Origin of the sequence: Priestia sp. TSO9 (genome assembly GCF_021029645.1) — a bacterium.
GTDB lineage: Bacteria > Bacillota > Bacilli > Bacillales > Bacillaceae_H > Priestia > Priestia megaterium_E.
In genome coordinates, this window is the sequence record NZ_JAJEKD010000013.1 from 165,039 (window position 1) to 185,586 (window position 20,548).

Annotated in this window: 18 protein-coding genes, 3 pseudogenes and 1 other annotated feature; of the genes and pseudogenes, 14 read left to right on the forward strand and 7 right to left on the reverse strand. The window is 34.1% G+C overall.

The window, feature by feature from the left end:
- Nucleotides 1-177: 177 nt before the first annotated feature.
- Both LJC66_RS09130 and LJC66_RS09135 read right to left on the reverse strand, forming a co-directional pair.
- Nucleotides 178-738, reverse strand: a complete 561-nt coding sequence (locus LJC66_RS09130) for a cysteine dioxygenase (RefSeq protein ID WP_195694781.1) — start codon at nt 736-738, stop codon at nt 178-180.
- Nucleotides 739-789: 51 nt separating this feature from the next.
- The gene (locus LJC66_RS09135) at nt 790-1,719 is read right to left on the reverse strand and encodes a DMT family transporter (protein ID WP_230932376.1); all 930 of its coding nucleotides are present in this window, start codon (nt 1,717-1,719) and stop codon (nt 790-792) included.
- Between the two features lie 488 nt (nt 1,720-2,207).
- Between LJC66_RS09135 and LJC66_RS09140 the strand changes: the two genes are divergently transcribed.
- The gene (locus LJC66_RS09140) at nt 2,208-2,606 is read left to right on the forward strand and encodes an IDEAL domain-containing protein (protein WP_195694779.1); all 399 of its coding nucleotides are present in this window, start codon (nt 2,208-2,210) and stop codon (nt 2,604-2,606) included.
- Between the two features lie 174 nt (nt 2,607-2,780).
- Here the strand turns inward: LJC66_RS09140 and LJC66_RS09145 are convergent, their stop codons facing one another.
- Nucleotides 2,781-3,158 carry a winged helix-turn-helix transcriptional regulator gene (locus tag LJC66_RS09145; protein ID WP_195694778.1) on the reverse strand — a complete coding sequence of 126 codons (378 nt, stop codon included), beginning with the start codon at nt 3,156-3,158 and terminating at the stop codon, nt 2,781-2,783.
- Between the two features lie 102 nt (nt 3,159-3,260).
- Here LJC66_RS09145 and LJC66_RS09150 point away from each other — a divergent pair, with 102 nt between their 5' ends.
- Both LJC66_RS09150 and LJC66_RS09155 read left to right on the forward strand, forming a co-directional pair.
- Nucleotides 3,261-3,920 carry an MBL fold metallo-hydrolase gene (locus tag LJC66_RS09150; protein WP_195694777.1) on the forward strand — a complete coding sequence of 220 codons (660 nt, stop codon included), beginning with the start codon at nt 3,261-3,263 and terminating at the stop codon, nt 3,918-3,920.
- An 11-nt stretch (nt 3,921-3,931) separates the two neighbouring features.
- Nucleotides 3,932-4,738 (forward strand): carbon-nitrogen family hydrolase, encoded by an 807-nt coding sequence (locus tag LJC66_RS09155; protein WP_230932377.1) that lies wholly within the window; start codon nt 3,932-3,934, stop codon nt 4,736-4,738.
- Between the two features lie 124 nt (nt 4,739-4,862).
- Here LJC66_RS09155 and LJC66_RS09160 read toward each other — a convergent pair.
- A pseudogene (locus LJC66_RS09160) lies at nt 4,863-5,027 on the reverse strand (helix-turn-helix domain-containing protein); the annotation flags it as partial.
- On the opposite strand from LJC66_RS09160, the pseudogene gldA reads away from it, so the two are divergent.
- Nucleotides 5,027-5,245, forward strand: a pseudogene (gene gldA / locus LJC66_RS09165) (glycerol dehydrogenase); the annotation flags it as partial. The pseudogenes LJC66_RS09160 and gldA sit on opposite strands and share 1 nt — an antisense overlap.
- A gap of 1 nt (nt 5,246) precedes the next feature.
- Nucleotides 5,247-7,016: a dihydroxyacetone kinase subunit DhaK gene (dhaK, locus tag LJC66_RS09170; protein ID WP_230932378.1), complete on the forward strand. Its 1,770-nt coding sequence runs from the start codon at nt 5,247-5,249 to the stop codon at nt 7,014-7,016.
- Nucleotides 7,017-7,468: 452 nt separating this feature from the next.
- Here the strand turns inward: dhaK and LJC66_RS09175 are convergent, their stop codons facing one another.
- Nucleotides 7,469-7,708, reverse strand: coding sequence for a hypothetical protein (locus LJC66_RS09175; protein ID WP_195694773.1), 240 nt, complete (start codon nt 7,706-7,708; stop codon nt 7,469-7,471).
- Nucleotides 7,709-8,816: 1,108 nt separating this feature from the next.
- Between LJC66_RS09175 and LJC66_RS09180 the strand changes: the two genes are divergently transcribed.
- The 6 genes from LJC66_RS09180 to LJC66_RS09205 all read left to right on the forward strand — a co-directional run bounded on the left by LJC66_RS09180 (nt 8,817) and on the right by LJC66_RS09205 (nt 15,273).
- Nucleotides 8,817-10,088, forward strand: a complete 1,272-nt coding sequence (locus tag LJC66_RS09180; RefSeq protein ID WP_195694772.1) for a cation:dicarboxylate symporter family transporter — start codon at nt 8,817-8,819, stop codon at nt 10,086-10,088.
- 37 nt (nt 10,089-10,125) lie between these two features.
- Nucleotides 10,126-11,568: an aspartate ammonia-lyase gene (aspA, locus tag LJC66_RS09185; protein ID WP_195694771.1), complete on the forward strand. Its 1,443-nt coding sequence runs from the start codon at nt 10,126-10,128 to the stop codon at nt 11,566-11,568.
- A gap of 857 nt (nt 11,569-12,425) precedes the next feature.
- On the forward strand, nt 12,426-13,280 hold the full coding sequence (locus LJC66_RS09190) for a malate synthase (RefSeq protein ID WP_195694770.1): 855 nt from the start codon (nt 12,426-12,428) through the stop codon (nt 13,278-13,280).
- Nucleotides 13,281-13,605: 325 nt separating this feature from the next.
- Nucleotides 13,606-13,794 carry a hypothetical protein gene (locus LJC66_RS09195; RefSeq protein ID WP_195694769.1) on the forward strand — a complete coding sequence of 63 codons (189 nt, stop codon included), beginning with the start codon at nt 13,606-13,608 and terminating at the stop codon, nt 13,792-13,794.
- A gap of 299 nt (nt 13,795-14,093) precedes the next feature.
- Entirely contained in the window at nt 14,094-14,762 is a 669-nt protein-coding gene (locus LJC66_RS09200) for a DUF3885 domain-containing protein (RefSeq protein WP_230932379.1), read from the forward strand.
- Between the two features lie 187 nt (nt 14,763-14,949).
- Nucleotides 14,950-15,273 (forward strand): hypothetical protein, encoded by a 324-nt coding sequence (locus tag LJC66_RS09205; protein WP_230932380.1) that lies wholly within the window; start codon nt 14,950-14,952, stop codon nt 15,271-15,273.
- A gap of 192 nt (nt 15,274-15,465) precedes the next feature.
- On the opposite strand, the gene LJC66_RS09210 is transcribed toward LJC66_RS09205, so the two are convergent.
- Nucleotides 15,466-16,191, reverse strand: coding sequence for a ZIP family metal transporter (locus tag LJC66_RS09210; protein WP_230932381.1), 726 nt, complete (start codon nt 16,189-16,191; stop codon nt 15,466-15,468).
- Nucleotides 16,192-16,458: 267 nt separating this feature from the next.
- Between LJC66_RS09210 and LJC66_RS09215 the strand changes: the two genes are divergently transcribed.
- A complete protein-coding gene (locus tag LJC66_RS09215; RefSeq protein ID WP_230932382.1) occupies nt 16,459-16,818 on the forward strand; it encodes a hypothetical protein in 360 nt (119 codons plus the stop codon).
- A 315-nt stretch (nt 16,819-17,133) separates the two neighbouring features.
- Here the strand turns inward: LJC66_RS09215 and LJC66_RS09220 are convergent, their stop codons facing one another.
- Nucleotides 17,134-18,510, reverse strand: coding sequence for an amino acid permease (locus tag LJC66_RS09220; RefSeq protein WP_195694764.1), 1,377 nt, complete (start codon nt 18,508-18,510; stop codon nt 17,134-17,136).
- 43 nt (nt 18,511-18,553) lie between these two features.
- Nucleotides 18,554-18,768, reverse strand: a binding site (T-box leader).
- Between the two features lie 522 nt (nt 18,769-19,290).
- Between LJC66_RS09220 and LJC66_RS09225 the strand changes: the two genes are divergently transcribed.
- Both LJC66_RS09225 and LJC66_RS28030 read left to right on the forward strand, forming a co-directional pair.
- Nucleotides 19,291-19,806, forward strand: coding sequence for a DinB family protein (locus tag LJC66_RS09225; RefSeq protein ID WP_230932383.1), 516 nt, complete (start codon nt 19,291-19,293; stop codon nt 19,804-19,806).
- Between the two features lie 350 nt (nt 19,807-20,156).
- A pseudogene (locus tag LJC66_RS28030) lies at nt 20,157-20,333 on the forward strand (IS3 family transposase); the annotation flags it as partial.
- Nucleotides 20,334-20,548: the final 215 nt, after the last annotated feature.

Consider the following 20,548-nt stretch of genomic DNA (forward strand, 5'->3'; position numbering starts at 1 on the left):
AGGAAGAAGTAGACTCTTTCTGTCTTTTTTATTTAGCATAGAATTAATGATGTTTAGCGGAGTTTTCTTGCTAAGACAGCTAACTGTAAGCAAGAAAACCTCGTGATGCACGTCCTTTAACTCGACTAAGCAGTTATTTTGTTTCTGTATGAGAAATATCCCAAGGGTTAACAAACATCATTCTGTCTTCTTTAATTGAATCTCTCTTACCTTTTGACGAAGATGATCTGGCCACCACGCGCCACAATCATCGGATACAATGCAAGCAGCGCATACTTTGAAATCGTAAACCATCATCTCCTTGATTGGGGGAGAGTAGAGATGAAGAGTAACTAGACCCGCGCCTTCAGCACTCTTCATCTTGTGCACACCTTTCTTGGGAGCAAAAAAAAGCTTACCTTTTCCCTGATGCTGAGAAAACAGTTCTTCTGGCATTTGGTTTTCTTTAACTTCGTAAACCGTATTTATAGTTGTACCATTTACTACTTGAATCCATCCATGCGAATGACCGTGATCGTGAGGAGCACACTCTATTGCTGACCAATTCATAACAAGTAATTCTACTTCATCATTTTGATAGAGAAGCTTTCTATAGTATGGCTTGTCTTTTGCTGACTGCAATAGTGGTTTTAAATCATTAAAGTTTATATCTAAAGCCAAAAGAGCCTCTCTTAGTTCCAATTTGGTAGGGGAGTCCAAGTTATCTAAAATATGCTTTACCTGTTCAATTAAGCTCATACACGCATTACCTCCTTATCAGTAGCACAAATTTTTAGGTTTTCTGCATAGCTACAATTTTTTGTTTCTCCATGGCAAGTACCTTAAAAAAGTTAGTAGTCTTCCATTAGCTACAATTACTCCCACTATAATTATGACTCCTCCTAATATGCTGACGGGAATAATCTTTTCTCGTAACAGTAAAACAGCTGTTATAAGCGTCGCTACTGGTTCTAAATAAAGAAACACAGATACCTGTGACGCCTCTAAAACCTCTAAAGCCTTTGCCCAGTACCAATAGGCAACACCTGAAACGAATACACCGAGAAATAGTAAATGAGCCCACTCCACGCTCGTTAAAAAAGGCATGATCTCCCATCCTTTATTTCTTACAAGAAAGGGAGTTGTTAGAGTAAATCCTATTAAACACATATAAAACGTAACAACAAGAGAGGGAAGTTGGATATCCAGCTTTTTTAATAGGACAGAATAGATTGCCCAGTTTAATGTACTTAAAACCATTAACAGGTAACCGATATTAACCGGAAGCTGAAGGGAATGCTGATTGCTAGAAGTGGTCACCAGCAGAACGCCAATAATAGCTACAATAATCCCTGATGCTTTTAATAACGTCATCTTTTCATGCAAAAAAAATACGGAGAGAATGACTGTAAATACAGGAGAAAACGAAATGATCCATCCGGCTGCCGAAGCATTTATTGTGAGAAGTGCTGTTGCCTGAATAACCTGATGAATAAACACTCCAAGGATCCCTAACACAATTAAGTGAGGAATATACTTAAGTGGAATGTTTAATGGATAGCGTTTGAGCACTAATAATACCAATAAAAAAAGTGCCCCAATTCCAAAACGAAGAACAAGGAGTGTGTATGGATCTAGTTTATCTAAAACCGCTTTGGTAGAGACAAAGGAAATTCCCCAAAAACTAATAGACATTATTGCATAGAACGAGGCAGCAAATTTAACCCTGGACGCAATCATAGGCTCAATTTTTCTTTCAACAATAAAGATATCTTTTATTAACTAACATATGTCTTTTCGAAAGGAAAATGAAAAAAATCATGCCATTCTAAAAAAATTAGTAGAAACTTTAGTATTTGTATCGTTATCACTATCACTATCTCTTAACTAAAGTAACTATAGTTGTCATTTGTAGAAAACTAAATTTGGAAGTTTATAGTCATATATAGGCTAAATCCTGAAGAGTTCGTTACCAAAAGTAATCATGCCAACTTTCATAAGGAACTTTCAGACTTTTAAAAGGTGCACAGTATTTTCTATTCATATGTATTAATTGTAAGTCATAATTCTTTTGTACAAGAACAGGTGAGAGTGCCTAAAACACAATTGACATCGATCATAAATATCATATAAAATGATAATGATTATCAGTATCAATTATAGTGGTATTTGTATTTATAATAAAAAGGAATTTTTAAAAAATAGAAGGAAATAGAGGAGAATGTGGTATGGATAAACACTTTGTCATAATGGAACCATTTTGTCATGAAGTAGGATGCTGCTGTCCAGAACAGCAGCACCAGCATATGATTAACTTCCGTGAAGGAGACGTTTGGACAATTACAAACAACCGCAAGTACGTCGATTGCTTAGGATGGCATTGTTTAATCGATATTAATAACGAATTTCAGTTCTTTATCTATGTAGACGATATTCACGAATTACATACTAAGGGCAGTATTTGCTCTATTTCAGATTTGGACCTAAAGATTAATTATTTGAACTTCAAAATAAACGAAGCACTTGATGCACAGAATAAAGAAGCGTTTCTTTCTCTTTCTACTAAATTACAACATGCACAACGGGTAAAAAATAAAATTCCCAACGCTGAGGGGCAGATTTTTTAAGCAACTTGAATAGAGACCTCTAATGTTCATTTATTATAGTATTCACTTGATATATATTTTCTTGCTTATAGTCAGAACTTATTCCTATGCCAAAACTTGGTTATGGTAGAATATGAACAATAGGTTTGATTGTATGTTAAATATTAAAGGAATAAAGTGAGGGATTCTCCTTAATTATTGAGACTCTTTTATTCCTTCTTCCTGCTTGCTTATATAAGCATTCCCCCATTGTTCTAAAGATTTAAGTATTGGGAGAAAACTTTCTCCAAGTTCTGTTAAATAATATAAGACTCTTTTAGGGTTATCATTGGTTTCTTCTCTTTTTATTAATCCGTCTTTTTCCATATCCCTAAGCTGGAGTGTAAGAATGCGCTGAGTAATACCCGGTATTTCACGGCGCATTGCATTATAATACATAGGTGACTTTGATAACAAAGATAAAATAATGCCTTTCCATTTACCGCCCATAATATGCATTGCTAATTCAATTGGACAGGCTTGCTTTACAGTTAACGTACAAGGACCATATTGATCACTTTTAAAGTCTGACATTTTCTCACCTCAATCGGTAGTAACAAATTTGTGCCTTCTTGTTACTCCTATTTTTTCTGTTTACACTTATGATATCAAATAAATCAGAAGAAGGTGTATGAATTGGAATTTATTCAAATCTCTGAGCATATTTATAGGCTCACTTATGAAACTGTCGTCGGTATTCCGATTAAGATTAATACATGGTACGTAGTGGATGGTGAGGATGTTTATCTCATTGATACCGGAATGGAAGACTATGCACATACGCAGCTGAATGTGGCGAAATTTTTAGGAGCGCCCAAAAGCATTCTATTGACACACGGTCATCTAGATCACATTAACGGCGCCAAGTATTTAAAGAATAATTTGAATATTCCTATTTATGCTCACGAAGCTGAAATTCCGTTTATTAACGGTGAGAAGCCGTACCCAAACAAGGCAGAAAAGGAAACAACAGGTGTGAAACATCAAGTTGAAGGTTTAAGTGATAACATCATTAAAACGCTACCTTTAGATGTATATTTAACACCTGGCCATACGCCGGGACATGTGATATACCATCATAAAAGTGACAATGTGCTGCTAACTGGAGACTTATTCTTTTCTAATGCTGAATCCTTACATCCACCAATTCGAAAGTTCACAGTTGATATGACCGAAAACATTAATAGTGGACGAATTATAGATGAAATTAAACCGTCTATAATTTCATCTTCACATGGTGAAGATGTCAAATATAATAATGATTTATATTCTGTCTATAAATTTATATATGAATAAGAGGGAGAAACATGAAAGTACAATTATTTCAAATGGAGATTGTAGAAGGAGAAGTTAAGCAAAATGAAAGCCGTATTAAGTCCTTATTTGAAGAGAAGCTGAATATAGATACGGAGATTGTGGTGATACCAGAAATGTGGAATACTGGTTATGATTTAAAAAATGTAGCAGAAAAAGCAGATATTGATTTAAAGAGAACTTTTCCTTTTATCCAAAGTTTAGCAACTAAATATCAGGTGAATATCATTGCAGGTTCAGTTTCGAATAAAAGGCATAACAACATTTATAATACAGCCTTTGCGGTATCAAAAACAGGGGAGCTACTCTATCAAAAAGATAAGATACATCTCGTGCCGATGTTAGATGAACATCATTATTTAACAGGTGGAGATGAAGTCCCAGATGTCTTTGAGATTAACGATATTAAAGCTAGTCAAATTATATGCTACGATTTGCGTTTTCCAGAAATTACACGTTACCCAGCTTCTCAAGGTGCAAACGTCATATTCTACGTTGCACAATGGACTACCAAAAATATAGACCATTGGAGAACACTATTGAAGGCAAGAGCTATAGAAAATGGTGTATACGTCATTGCATGTAACAGCGTGGGGAATGTGAATCATAAAAATCATGCCGGCAACACATATGCTGGACATTCAATAGTCATCGATCCAAATGGAAACATTATAGAAGAGGGGAGAGACCAAGAAGAAATCATAACAGCAGAAATTCATCTACAGAAAGTTACAGAACAACAAAAAAACATCCCAATATTTAAAAACCTGAGACCGGATGTTTATAAGCATGCCAAATAGAGATTTATATATTATTTGTAGCGTAAAGGCAGCACATGACTGGGTCTCATTGCTTTTCCATACTGAAAAGCACCCTTTTTCAGTATGGAAAAGCTATATGTTTCTTACGTCAGGACTGAAAACTTTACATCTTTTCTTGATAATATTTCCGATAGACGTTAGGAGTTATATTTTCGAATTTTTTAAATGTCTTGATGTAATATCCAGGGTCATTAAAACCTAATTCATCACTAATCTGTGCAATAGACAAATCCGTTTTTTCTAATAATTGTTTGGACCACTCTATTTTTGTTAGATTTCTGTTTAGCAGTAGGACTTCCAGTTTGTCTCGCTGATATTGGAGTGGAACAAATTACGCAAGAAGAGTTAATGGAAGTAGCTAATAAAGCTTGTATTCCAGAGGAATCTATCTATTCTATGCCATTCCCTGTTAATCCAGAGTCAGTAGCTGCAGCTATTCTTGCAGCAGATCAAATTGGAAATGATTATAAGAAGAGGTTGATATAAAATGAAAAAAATTATTAATAAACCGGAAGATGTTGTACTTGAGATGTGTAAAGGGATGGTTCTAGCACATCCTGAACTGAATTTAATTGAAAAATATAAAGTCATTAAAAAAGACCAAATTAATAAAAGTAAAGTAAGTATAATTAGTGGGGGCGGAAGCGGACATGAACCTGCTCACGCTGGATATGTCGGGAAAGGCATGTTAGATGCAGCAGTTTGTGGTGATGTATTTGCTTCACCTTCTCAAATACAGATTTATCAAGCCATTAAAGAAACAGCTAGCGATAAGGGAACTTTACTAGTGATTAAGAACTACAGTGGTGACATGATGAATTTTAAGAATGCTGCTTATCTTGCAGAAGAAGATGGCATTCAAGTGGATTATGTAAAAGTAGATGATGATATTGCTGTACAGGACAGTTTATATACAGTTGGAAGACGCGGAGTAGCTGGTACTGTTCTTGTTCATAAAATAGCAGGTGCAGCAGCAGAACGCGGATATGATCTATCAAAAGTGAAAGAGGCAGCAGAAAGCGCTATTGCGAATGTTAAAAGCATTGGTATTGGATTAACTTCTTGTACAGTTCCTGCTAAAGGAACTCCTACTTTTGAGATTGCAGAAGATGAGATGGAATTTGGCGTTGGTATTCATGGAGAACCTGGTATCCGTCGTGAAAAAATTATTTCAGCGGACGAACTTGCAGAGCGTACGGTAACTTCATTATTAAAAGAAGTAGGAATAGAAGATGGAAATGGAAAAGGAGAAGTGGCTGTCCTAATTAATGGATTTGGAAGCACACCTCTTCAAGAACTATATTTATTAAATCATTCTGTCATTCGTGAATTGTCACGTAGAAACGTAACGATTGCAAGAACGTTTATCGGAAACTACATGACAGCCATCGATATGGCCGGTGCTTCTATTTCAATTATGAAATTAGATGAGAACTTAAAGAGTCTCCTATCTGAAGAATGCGATACTCCTGCGCTAAAAATCAAAGGTGAAGTACCAGCTGTTACTTATGATGAAATCATTGGTACGGTGGAGGCACCGAAAGTGTCTTATGAGGTGCAAACCAACCAAGAATATTCCGTAGTAACGGAAAATCGACTGACGTTGAATAATATTATTTTTATGGTTGACCAAATGAGCGAATGTATTATTAGAAATGAAATACCGTTCTGTGAATTAGATTCCCATGCTGGTGACGGAGACTTTGGTATGAGTGTTGCTAAAGGGTTCAAACAGTTGAAAGCTGAATGGCACGAAATTCTAGAAAATAAATCAAATGATATTGGAAACTTCTTAGAGGCTTGTTCCATCGTTATCATGGAGCATTGTGGCGGAGCATCAGGCCCTATTTGGGGATCAGCATTTCGTGCGGCTGGAAAGAACGCCGAATCTAAAACCGAACTGACTTTAACAGAATTTGCTGAAATGATACAAGCGTCTGTAAAAGGAATTCAAGCAACAGGAGAACGTTCTTTTGGACGTGGAGCTGTTGTGGGAGATAAAACTTTAATCGATGCTTTAGTACCTTATGCAGATACGTTAACATCAAGTGCTGTTGAAGGGGAAAGCTTGAAATATGCTCTTGTCAAAGCAGCAGAAGCTGCTGTTGAAGGAGCAAAATCAACTGAACAGATTGTTGCACGTATGGGGCGTGCTGGTACGGTTGGAGAAAGAAGTCTTGGTTATCCAGACGCAGGTGCACATGGTTTAGGCGTAATCTTTACTGAAGTGGCTCAAGTAATGCAAGAAGATAAATAAACTTTAATAGGATCCTCTTCAAATATAGTGTAAGAAAAGCACTCTTTAAAAATGGGTGTTGCATTATATTTGGAAGAGGATTTTTTATGGTTTAAAAAGGATAGGCTCTAACTAGTTTAATATAAAATTAGTGGAAGTTAAGTCAGAGCACAGATATCTAGCTCTAGTCTGTTAAAAGCATAGGTAAGAAAGTACAATAACCACTATCCTTTAACATATCTCAATACCCTTGGGTTGGCGCGGTATTGTTATTCTAGGGGTATCTAAGATAGAATCTGTAGAACTAGAGTCACAATTGAACGAATAATAAGATACTGATAAGGTTCTGGCGGAAAATCTTGAATTCACTTGTAAGCAATCTCTAAAACTTAAACATGCTGATATTAGTACTCTGAAAAAGGGAAGTGATTAGTATGGAAAAGCAGAGTATATTTATTCTTTTCAATGGTTATCTAGTTATCATAAAACGTATTATCGGCAGAAATAAAAAAAACTAAATACGTTCCCACTATAAGCATGATACCCGAAGCTATAAAAATTAACCAGTACGTTAAAGGGAGACTATATGAAACTGTCATAACTCCAATATCTCTATCTAATGTTCTAACGATAAACGGAGTATAAATCATCTTAATAGTTAAGTACGTTAATAAAGCCTGAGCAATAAGAAAGATCCCTATTGTACGTTTCATGATCTTGCCTCCAAACTCATACATGTTTCTATGTACACTCTAACATAAATAGGCTTACTTATTAATGTTAGCTACCATAATCCCAGTATAATGAGAAAGAGAAGAAAGAAGGGATTATGCGTTGAAAAGTAAAATGAATCAGTTGTTAATCCTGTCTCTGTTGTGCATTGGCCTTGCTTATAGCATTTCTTAAGAGTATAGGCTCTTTCACGCTACAAACTGTTAATATTTACGTAACAGTTCGTCATTATTAAAGTACACTCACTTCTATGAGACCTGTCTAAATAAAATGTACGCGAAATGAATAATAATTTTCTTGATTTATCTGTCGTATATAAATATAATGTAACTGAAGTACGCAAAAAGAGAACATGAAATTAAAAATATACTTTTCGTTATTATCATTTTTTTGGTTCCATTCATTACCTATATACAATAAACGCATGTTTATTATAATGAGATTACAGTATGAAGAGGCTGAAGGAGATACCCCAACTTAATGCTGTACTTTCGTAATTTAAGTTACACATGAAATAAATCCTAAATTCCTTTAGCTTTCGGAGAAGATATATGTAGTTACTACGATTGAAATTTTTGAAAGCGATATCATTTCATTTGAAGAAAAACATTTTAAGAGATTTAATTATTTTAACAAGTTATAGAGATATCTAGTGTTATTGCTACCTTATCTCTAGACACTAGATAAAAAAGAAGATATTTCTTTATCTGAAATGAGGGAATAATAGATTAGGATATTGTTGTCTAACATTCATATAAATCTAGAAGTGACTGTCACTAGATTTATATGAATGTTAGACAATAAACAGGATTTCAAAAAGGTTAAAAGGATAATAGAAAATCTCTTTATAAACGATACTATATGCTCAGGTATATAAGATGAGCCGAAAAAGTGTATTTTACATTAAAGATTTTGAAAACGCTTTACTGAAGGGGGGAGTTAATTTCAAATCATATGGTTATCATTTATTTTAAAGATTATTTACACATTGGACTTATTTTTAATTATTGTCTTTTTTATAGACGCTAGCCTAAGAATAGGCTCTCTTTAAGTGTTTTAATGAACCGCAAATTGAAAGGGGTTACAACTATGAAGAAATTGGGATTAGCTACACAAATATTTATTGGACTTGCGTTCGGGATTGCTATAGGCGCTATTTTTTATGGGAATAATACAGCGATGGCGATTCTTCAACCTTTAGGAGATATTTTTCTTCACCTAATCAAAATGATTGTTATTCCTATCGTTGTATCTGCACTAATCGTATCTATAGCTGGTGTAGGTGATATTAAAAAGTTAGGAAGACTAGGTGGAAAAACCATTCTTTATTTTGAAATTGTTACTACAATTGCATTAGCAGTGGGATTATTAGCCGCAAATTTATTCCATCCAGGTAGTGGTATAGATATGGGGAACCTTGAGAAAGGTGATATATCCAAATATGAAGAAACATCTAAAACAACTGAGAGTGCAGGTGTAGCAGCTCAAATCGTTCATATTATCCCAACTAATATATTCCAATCGTTGACGGAAGGGAATTTATTAGCGATTATCTTTTTCTCAGTCTTATTTGGTCTAGGAGTTGCAGCAATTGGAGAAAAAGGCAAACCAGTTTTAAACTTTTTTGAAGGCGTACTAGAATCTATGTTTTGGATGACAAACTTAGTTATGAAATTTGCTCCATTTGGCGTATTTGCTTTAATTGGTTTAAATGTCGCGAAGTTTGGAATCGGTTCATTAATTCCTTTAGGAAAGTTAGTACTCGTTATATATCTGACCATGATTTTCTTTGTTTTTGTAGTATTAGGTATTATTGCAAAAATGGCTGGAACTAATGTTTTAGTCCTTATAAAAATCTTAAAAGATGAGTTAATTTTAGCGTTTACAACCGCAAGCTCTGAAGCAGTATTGCCAAGGTTAATGACTAAAATGGAGAACTTTGGTTGTCCGAAAGCTGTCACATCATTTGTTATTCCGACAGGATATACCTTTAACCTTGATGGGTCATCTATTTACCAAGCCATTGCTGCCCTTTTTATTGCACAAATGTATGGCATTCATCTATCTTTCATAGAACAAGTTACACTTTTACTTGTGTTGATGTTGACTTCTAAGGGAATGGCAGGAGTTGCAGGAGCATCATTTGTTGTTGTGTTAACAACACTGGGCTCAATGGGATTACCTCTAGAAGGTATGGCATTCATTGCTGGTATTGATCGTATTTTAGATATGCTTCGTACATCTGTCAACGTGGTAGGTAACGCATTAGCTGCTATTGTGATGTCTAAGTGGGAAGGCGGATTCGATAAAGAAAAAGCAAAGCATTATACAGATTCTATTAAAAAATCAGATGTAGCTTAAAATAATTTATTTGTTTATAAAGAAGGAGATCAATATTATGACAAATATAGGAACACTTGAAAAACAAGATGTAAGAATTGAAAAAGATTTCTTAGGAACGAAAGAGGTGCCTGTCAGCGCTTATTATGGGATTCAAACATTACGTGCAGTTGAAAATTTCCCAATAACAGGTTACCAGATTCATCCGGAACTCATTAAAGCATTAGGAATTGTTAAGAAAGCTGCTGCTCTTGCTAATATGGAAACAAAAAGGTTATATGATGGGCTGGGTAATGCAATTATTGAAGCAGCAGACGAGGTTATTGAAGGAAAAAGAAATAATCAATTTATTGTTGATCCAATACAGGGTGGCGCGGGGACCTCAATGAATATGAATGCAAATGAGGTTATTGCAAATAGAGCTTTAGAGGTACTTGGTCATAAGAAAGGTTCTTATTCCGATTTAAGCCCTAATAGTCATGTAAACATGTCACAGTCAACAAACGACGTATTCCCAACTGCTATCCATATTGCAACGCTTAATCTGCTAGATAAGTTACTGAAAACAATGAATTATATGCACAGTGTATTTCAGAAAAAGGCAGAACAATTTGATTCTATTATAAAGATGGGACGTACTCACCTACAGGATGCGGTTCCAATCCGTCTTGGTCAAGAATTTGAATCATATAGTCGTGTTCTTGAGCGCGATATGAAACGTATTAAGCAATCCTATGGACATTTATATGAGGTTAATATGGGAGCAACTGCAGTTGGAACGGGTTTAAATGCAGATCCACGTTATATCGAAAATGTTGTAAGATATCTAGCAAATATCAGTGGTTTACCACTTAAGAAGGCCAATCATCTTGTAGACGCGACTCAAAATACAGATGCTTATACAGAAGTTTCTGCAACATTAAAGATTTGTATGGTAAATATGTCGAAAATAGCGAACGACTTACGTCTAATGGCGTCTGGTCCCCGTGCAGGACTAGCAGAAATCACTTTGCCAGCTCGTCAGCCAGGGTCTTCTATTATGCCTGGAAAAGTTAATCCTGTCATGCCAGAGATGATTAACCAGGTTGCCTTTCAAGTTATCGGTAATGATCATACAATTTGCTTGGCTTCTGAAGCAGGTCAGCTTGAGCTTAATGTTATGGAACCTGTTCTTGTTTTTAATTTACTTCAATCAATTAGCATCATGAATAATGCTTTTCAGACATTTACGGATTATTGCCTGCAGGGGATTGAAGCGAATGAAGAACATTTAAAAGAATACGTAGAAAAAAGTGTAGGTATTATTACGGCTATTAATCCTCATATTGGATATGAAGTGACTGCTAGAATCGCACGAGAAGCAATCCTAAAAGGTGAATCTGTACGTGAATTATGCTTAAGGTATGATGTTTTAACAGAAGAAGAATTAGATCTAATTTTAAATCCTTTTGAAATGACTAATCCAGGGATTGCTGGAAACTCCCTTTTTGATAGAGAATAAACAGGTTTTAATATGAAAGGAAATTCACTACCATCATCTGTTTGATTCTTTAATTAAATAATATCTGTTGGATTAACGTTTTAACTTTAAAACATGTGGTACACATATAGTACAACGCTAATATTATTGTTGGTTGTTGTGGGAAGGTAAATACTTAATTTATGAAGGGACTGATTAGTTTTGAAAGAATTAACAGCGACTTCAACAAACGTATTGCCTCAAATTGAAAGCAGGTATTCGTATCTCACACAAGGCACTTTAGTTATGAACCGATATACGTAACGAAAGGGCCTCACAAGGGCAAATGAACAACTTCTTAAACAGTATGGGAAGAAGCCTGGATCTAAGGGGATCCAGGCTTCTTCTTTTCGAGTTTACATAAACACTCTTTCTCGAACACTTGCTGTAGTAGTACATCCCTAATCTAAGCCTCCAACGTAATGAGGGTTAGTTTAAAGATTAGTTTAATGGTGGAATCATTTCGCTTATCACCGGTAATCAAGTGATTATTTATAGGGACTTTCCAGAAGTTTCGTGACTTGTTGGAGACTTTTATTTTGGGTTATTATAAATAACAAAACTTCATTTTACCTCAAATTAAAATATATTGTCAATGAAAAAATTGTAATATTTTCAAAAAATGTTATAATAGTTTTACAATTGTTTTTTCGATCGTATTCCGAATTCCGCTGTGTTTGTTTCAGATAGAATTATGGATACATTTTTTCAATACCCTTTTTTAAACTGAAAAAAACTCAAACAGTTGTGTGAGCTTTAAAGGTAAGTTAGTTGAATAAAATTATTAATTTACTCTCTAATAGTAACCGAGTTTTTATTCTACAAGGAGGCCTAGAATAATGAATCTAATCAATAAGAAAGTTACACACAAGCTTTTTGGGATAGGTAGTATAGTTAAATGTAATGATTCTAGTATTGAAATACATTTCGCATCGGAAAATAAAAAGTTTGTTTTCCCCGATGTATTTGGAAAGCATCTAAAACTGCATGATAAAAGTGTTGCTCATTCGCTCGAAAAAATTATAGAAAAAAAGGAAATGGAACACAACGAGGAAGAACGGAAGAAGGAAGAGGAAAAAAAACTACAACGAAAAAACCAAGAACTTCGCTGGGGACTTGAAAAACTTATGAAAAATCATAAACTTCATTCTGAATCACAAATGGTTTTTTGGTGTGACACAGAAGAACAGAATAGTTCTTTTTTAGAGTGGAAGGTTTTTTCAGGTGTAATAAAAAGCGGTAATAACAAGGGGAAGCCAACCAAACCCATCCGTTTGCACCAAAATAGTGCTGTCTTATTAACAGCAATAGATTCCAGTATGCCTGAAAAAGACAGACGTATCTTAGGCGTCTATATGGTGAATGAAGATTTTATCGGTAAGCTTTGTGAAGATGGATATATTCCTGCTCATTCAAAATACAGACTCCAGCTTACAGAACAGGAATCGGATCAGATGCCTTTCTGGAAATATTATGCAAATGAAAGAGCATCACAAAAAATGACATGGAATACAGGTAAATACCGTTATTTTGATAATTTATGGATGGCTCAAATTTTGCTTGATATAGCTGAGTTGAAAAGTGACGCAAAGGAAAGAGAGCTGGCACAACAATTTTTTGAACATTTTTGTAAAATGAATCTGATAACAGCTGAGGAGTTACCAAAGCCTAATGGCGCATTGATGCGTATGTAAACGTTAGCCCAAAGATAATAGCAATGACCAAGGACTGACACATTTTTCTCCCTCATCATTAATACCGAACGTTCCTTGGCTCTGTTCGCTACTAAAAAGGCAAGAACAGAACGTAGGAGAGAAGATGAAGGATATAACGTGAAAATATTTAGTAATGGAAAAACAGTAACTATAAGAGTATCGAATGAATTAGTAACAATCTTAAAAAGTCATTATGTAAAAAACATGAAAAGATACTCTTATACGGTTACTAAATATCCAAGTATTTTTTTGAAGAAGAATTGATGAAACAAGAACAATAAGTAGATAATGAGGAGATACACCTATGCTTAAATTTAAAGTTATTTTCGAATTTATAAATGGCAGGACAAAGGAATTAAAATTCGAAGCCGCATCAAAGAAAGAAGTCATTAGTCATATAACAAAATATAAAAGATTCATTTCGAATGAAAAAGAGTTAGTGCACATCAATTTAAATAATGTGGTACAGTTTATGATTACAGAAGAAAAATAATAATAAAAACTAGGCATCTATTAATTGAGGTGCTTTTTATTTTAATAAATAGACTGATTTAAATTTAAATGACATTTCTCAGAGTAGTAATAAAATTGAGCGGTTAATTAAAGCTCTTCTTAGCTCTTCACTAGATAAAGAGAAAGTTATAGAACAATTAATTGAAATAGAGTTAGAACTTGACCATATTAATTGGCACTATAAAAGCTTTTAAAAAAAGAATTAAAACAATTACTTAATGTTTAAGTAAAAAAAGTTACTTATAAACTATAAAAACTAAAAAATATGGAGAAAAATACATGAGCACTAACACTCTGCCTTCATTTTTAGAAAAATACTTTGAAGGATTAACTTTAAGTGCAGCTCTGTTTTATTCGTGGAAATATAGCATTCGCTTTGAAATATCAGATCCATTAATTTCATCTCACGAAAAAGATTGTTTGAATCAAGCTTTTCATCGATCAATCACATTATTTCAAAGGGTATTTGGAGAGGGAGATGAGATTCTTTTTGTTACGGATGTGCATACTACGAACAAAGATCGTTTCCTTCAAAAAAGACCTTTAAACGTTTATTTAAAATACATAAAAGATAAACAGCGGCTATATCAATTAAACCATCACTGTTTGCCGAGTATATTTCAGGATGAAGATGAAGACGATGATCAATCTTTGACCCATCGCTTTGGACTTTCTTGTAAGAAAACAGAATTAAGATATGCGCAGCTTTTAAAGGCTATTAATTATGAAGACTTTGCTCATCCATCTACTATTCTGAAGAGTAATTCCCAAAGTAGTTATGATATTTACTTTATTAATCTCTCTAAAAAAATGATTTTTCATTTGTATGATGATCGCGGATGTGATGTCTTAGCCTCAAGTAAAGAATCTATACGCTTTCTTTATGAAGAATATAATAATTGGATTTTGGATTATGATCGAGGAGAAATTGACCTTTTATTTAAGTGAAAAGTAGGATTCATCCACTAATTAGCACATTTAATTAGCACATTTTTCATATCCATAATCACCTGTCTCACAGTAACTAAAAATAAAAAGGGTATCTACAATCTTCTAGGTTAATTTTGATATATAATCAGATTAGCATTAGGCTTATAGCTAAATGAAAATATGACCCTAAGGAGATATTACAATAATGCAAGACCTAAAAAATAATAAACCGACAGCAGCTTGGCAACAAAGAATGGAAGATGATGAGATTTTCACTGCAGAGAATATTAAAGCCACTGATGAAATCCTTGATGCTTATATGAATAGACTTGAAGGTTCTGTAGATAAAATGTCAGAACAAGATATTTTAGAATATGTACAAGAGATAGTTATAGGATTAAATGAGTTAAATGAACAATTTGACTATTTCAACGAAACGTTAGAAAGAGAAGAACTTTGCGAGTTTATCATTAAAGCCGCAAATGCAGCTGCCTTAGAGACTGAAGAGGATATCACAGAAGAGTGGTAACATACAGATGCTTACATATAAGAGAATGAAATATGGATTCTAAACAGTTATTTCTAGTTACCATAATCATGACTCTAGGAAGTAATGTAAAAGAAGAACATTCTATGAAATGTTCTTCTTTTATAAATGATCAGAGTGAGGTATAGCTGCATACACTTGCAGTTGTCTTTTTGCCACTTATACTTAATCATTCTAATGGCCATGAAATAATGAAAGGGAATATTGATAAACATAAATAATTACGAATCCTAGCGAAATTAATAGCCATACATGCAATTTCCTGAAGTGCTTGATGGTATTTCCAATTATTTCATGAAAGATAACAAAAGACAGTGTACCGATTGCTGCGCCAGTCGATAAAGCTTGTAGTTTAAGTGAGGAAACTTGTACACTTTCACCAATGAATAAACTGCCTCCTAAAGACAGCGACAGAATGGCTACAATTAGTAAAAAGAAGATGTTAGGTATTTTTGCTATAGAGAGGACTGTCATAATTGCCATCCCCTCTGGGACCTGATGTAAAAGGGTAGCTGCGAATACAGAAGCTGATTGGTGCATATCTGTTATTCCAAATGTAATACCTGTGATGACATTATGAAAAAAGATAGCAACCGTTAATAAGATAAGTGCCTGTAAGGGTGAAATTTCGCTGTTTTGTTTATGCAAAAAGAGGTCAATGCATAGCATGATGATATATCCGACTACAATTCCTAATAAAACGCCTCTTAAATCATATAGATGCCAAGTAGACGGAAGGATATCAAAGAACAATAAGCCCAATAAGATTCCACCGCATATAGCATACATAAATTGGATTCTCCCCCTTGCCAAATGGTTTACTAATTTGAGAAGTCCTCCTCCTACTAATAAACCCAGTAAAGAACCTAAAGTAAATAAGATATTTATTTCTATATGCATAATTGCTACTTCCTTTCGGCTATATGTTTTTTTACAACTAACCTATTCAAAGGAAAGGCAATCATACCTATGTTTTATAAATGATTTAAAAAATAAAAGTACATGATATTAACTTGGGAGTGATTTTTAGGTAAATCACTAATAAAAAAGGACATACTAACGTTATCTAAAAAAGAGGTGTTGCTATGGAATCTCCTTTTGAAATGATAACAAATGTGAACAAGGTCGAAAATGCTTATTATATAGAAGTGAAACCAGGGGAGTACAATGCAAAATTGGAATAAAGAATCGGTCTATTTTGCTGATGAAGCTTTTGCTTATTTCTACACCACGATTTGCAAGTATGTGCCACAGTATCAACCTACCCAAGTGACAGAAATCAAAGCAGAAACATGGCTGAGGATCAGTAATCAGCTGCAAGAACTCGCGTATTTTTTGAGCACTAATCCGCCTATGATTAAACTAAAGAAATGGATTGATTTTAGCAAAGTAGAGGGAACGTACAAACAGTTTGATCATCACAAAAACAAGTACATTCGTGAGTTAATTAACATGATTAACGAATTTACAGTGTGGATAACAAAGGTATGTCAAACACAATCGTACATCACCATTTTGGGCACTTAATGGGAATCGATGTTGCTTATTGTAATCTACAAGCTATGCAGAAAATGAAAGAAGTGCTCAAAACGAATATGGCATATTACGCTAAAGGGATAAACTACACTCACAGCGAAAACAACTATAAGGAGGTGCAAAGAGTATCTTACACTTACCAGGCCTTGAAACCTCAGATGCTTGGAATGAAGAACAAAAATCCCAAAAACAAATCGTGAGTTAAATCACTAAAAATGCTGTCAGATGAAGCAAGTGATTCTATAAATCAAAAAAGCTACTTTAAAAAGTAGCTTTTTTGATTTAAGTTTTTGAAGAATGTAAAATCTAATTGGTATCATTCGGTACTTCAAGAGAAGTAGGTTTGGTGTTCCTTTTGAAAAATGAAAGAATTACCATTACGAGAACGAATGCTACACAAACTATAGAGCTCAACTTATTCGCACTGTCTATGAGAAAGACTATGAAGCTAATAATTAATGTACATGCGGCAAAAAGCGTTAAATAAGGGAAGCCCCAAAGTTTAAAATATGGTTTTTCTTTATATTGAGGACGTAGCTTTAGCTGAGCTAAGCAAATACTAATCCATATAAGAGAAACTGTAAATCCAGGAATAGCTAATAAATAAGAAAAAGCTTTTTCAGGATATAAGTATACGAGGTACGTTCCCAATAATAAAAATAAGACACTGAAAGCTAAGCTGTAAACAGGTACGCCTTGTTTATTTACATAGGACAAACTTTTAGGAGCATCTCCCGACTGAGATAAAGAATGAAGCATCCTTGTACAGCCATAAATACCTGAATTGGCTGCTGAAAGGACAGCTGTTAATAAAATAAAGTTCATAACATGAGAAGCCCCTTGAAGCCCGGCTGTTTCAAATACTTGGACAAAAGGGCTAGCATTTGCATCAATTTTATCCCATGGTATCAAGCCGCAGATAATAAAAATAGGCAAGGTATAAAACAGAACTACTCTCCACATAACGCCTTTAACTACCCCTGGCAATACCTTTTCAGCATCTTTTGTTTCCGTAATAGTTAAACCAATGAGTTCTGATCCTCCATACGAGAAAATGACTACAAGTAATGTAGAAAAAACGGCTTTCCAGCCATTTGGCACAAAATCACTATAATTGTGAAGGTAATGAGAAGATGAATTATTACTTGGCATAATTCCAAATAGTATCGCTATACCTAATAAAATAAAAGCAATAATAACAAAGATTTTAATACCAGCAAACCAAAACTCAATTTCTCCAAAAGACTTTACGCTTGTAGCATTAATTAAAATAAGTACAATTGAACAAATGAGACAGAGAATCCATAAAGGGATAGAAGAAAACCAATATTGCAGAAAACTACCTGCAGCGATGACTTCAATAACGCACACAGTAAGCCACATAAAGCAATAAGTAGTTCCCGTTACAAAAGAAAAACGTCTTCCAAAAGCTTTTTGAATTAGATCTTTCATATTGTGAGATGGGTATACAATAGCCATTTCAGCCAAAGCTCCCATTACAATGAGAAGCAATAGTCCAGCAAATAGATACGAAAAGATAACCGAAGGTCCTGCTAATCCAATTGTATCAGCACTTCCTTTGAAAATTCCTGTTCCAATCATTCCTCCAATAGCAATCATTCGAATGTGTCGCGGTAATAACTGTTTTTTTAACGTATTCTTTGATACGGTATTTTCTTTCATGATGCCCTCCTTTTAACATAAAAAAGTCCCTGCTGAATTATTCAGCAGGGACGAAAATTTCGCGGTACCACCCTATATTGTAAAAACATCTTACCTCTTAATTAGCATAACGGTTTTATCCGTCCTCTCTAAAACACCATTAGAAGAGGAAGCTCTAGGAGTGAATTTCATCTCTAATCTTTGTACTGACTTCCACCAATTATCAGCTCGCTATAACAGGGAGATTAGGATTACTTAAGATCCTATCTTAGCTTTTGTTTATTAAATTAAAGTGTATGTAATGTATATCATCTTAGTTAGTTTGAAATTAAATGTCAATATGTTTTTATCTATTTACAGCTATAAGAAGAGTTATTAGATTTTACATAAAAATAATAATTACCACTATTTAGTAGTTAATCATTCCTTTTCTATTCGTTTGTACTGTGATTGAATTGTAGGCTTTTCTATAATAGAAAACCTACTGTGCAAACAAGAGTACAGTAGGTTTTCAAATCAGAATAAAAATGGTGAGAAAATATCTCAGTATCGTATTTTATCCTAAAGAATAGAACAATGCAAGAGTTATTCTTTTCTTTTACAACATTTGAATTACACATATACCAAACCTTTAACAATAGGAATTTTAAAGCTTTGTTACTTCTTATAATTCATATTAAGTGAACAAAAAATTTCTTTAAACAAAAGGTCTGGAGGATATTTTTATAGAAGTATAGTTAAGTTGACTACTGATACCTTGTGTAATGTCGATAATGAATTGGGAAATAGGAGGAGTTTCAAATGTCACATCACTCATTAAAATTGTACGACTACCATGTATGGGCAAACCAAAAAATTTTCGACCGATTAAAAGAACTTTCTGAGGACATTTACGAAAAGGAAATTCAGAGCGTTTTTCCTTCTATATCAAAGTTGATGGCGCACATTTATGTTTCTGACAACATATGGTTAGATTGTATTTCTGGTAAAAAGTTTGATGAAGCATCTGCGTCGGCTAATCAATTGAGCGAACAGATTGAAACGAAAAGAATCGAGGAAGTAGAAACAATGTTTTTCGATTTATCTGGCCGGTACAAAGCGTTTCTCAATCGTCAAGAAGATATAGAAACCGCCTTTGTGCTTGAAACTTCATTTGCTGGACGACTCGAAACCCGTTTATCTGATGTAGTACAACATGTTGTCAATCATGGAACATATCATCGTGGCAATATTACAGCTATGCTAAGGCAACTGGGCCATCCCGGTGTTATGACTGATTATATGTTATATTTATATGAAAGGGATATAGAAGAGTAGTTTCTCCTCTATCTAAAAAGGGTAGCGTCAGGAAATGCGGATTTACAACGTTAAGGGAATTCTAATATTAAAAGGCCCAATTCCTAAGTATTAAACTAGAGAAATTGGGCCTTTTTTTCGTGCCTCCATTTTTATATTTTTATAAGAAACGAAAAAGCAGCTCCCGTACAAATAGAAAGGTGCTTTCTCGTCACACTCATTTATAAATAAAAACCTAGTTAATCAAAGACTTTGAAATGCAGAGAACTGCTCGCTGACAAAATTAACTTTTGTTTTTCATATAATTTTTTTATATAATTCCTGATTCAACGCAAATTTCGGCGTTGTAGAACCTTCATTTTCTTGTTATCAATTTATTTTTCAAACTGAAGCCAGAGCTTTTATACCTTCAACAATTTAAAGATATGGACCATTTTGAGAGAGAGCTAAAAGAATATATACACTACTATAATAACACTCGAATTAAGGAAAAATTAAAAGGCATGGGTCCAGTCGAATACTGTACTTATGCCAATTACGTTGTTTAAATATAAATCGTCTAACTTTTTGGGTTCGGTCCATTTCCAAGGGTTCTCTTTTTGCGTGTGTTCCGGAAAGAGTGTCTATGTTAAGTAAATGATACAGTATCTTATTAAATTTATTAGTTTTATCCTTTATATAAAATGAGGACAAATAGCTTCTTGATCCTTCTCTATTTCGATTAATATCTAGGTAAATCAATTATATTTGTATACCCCTGAAT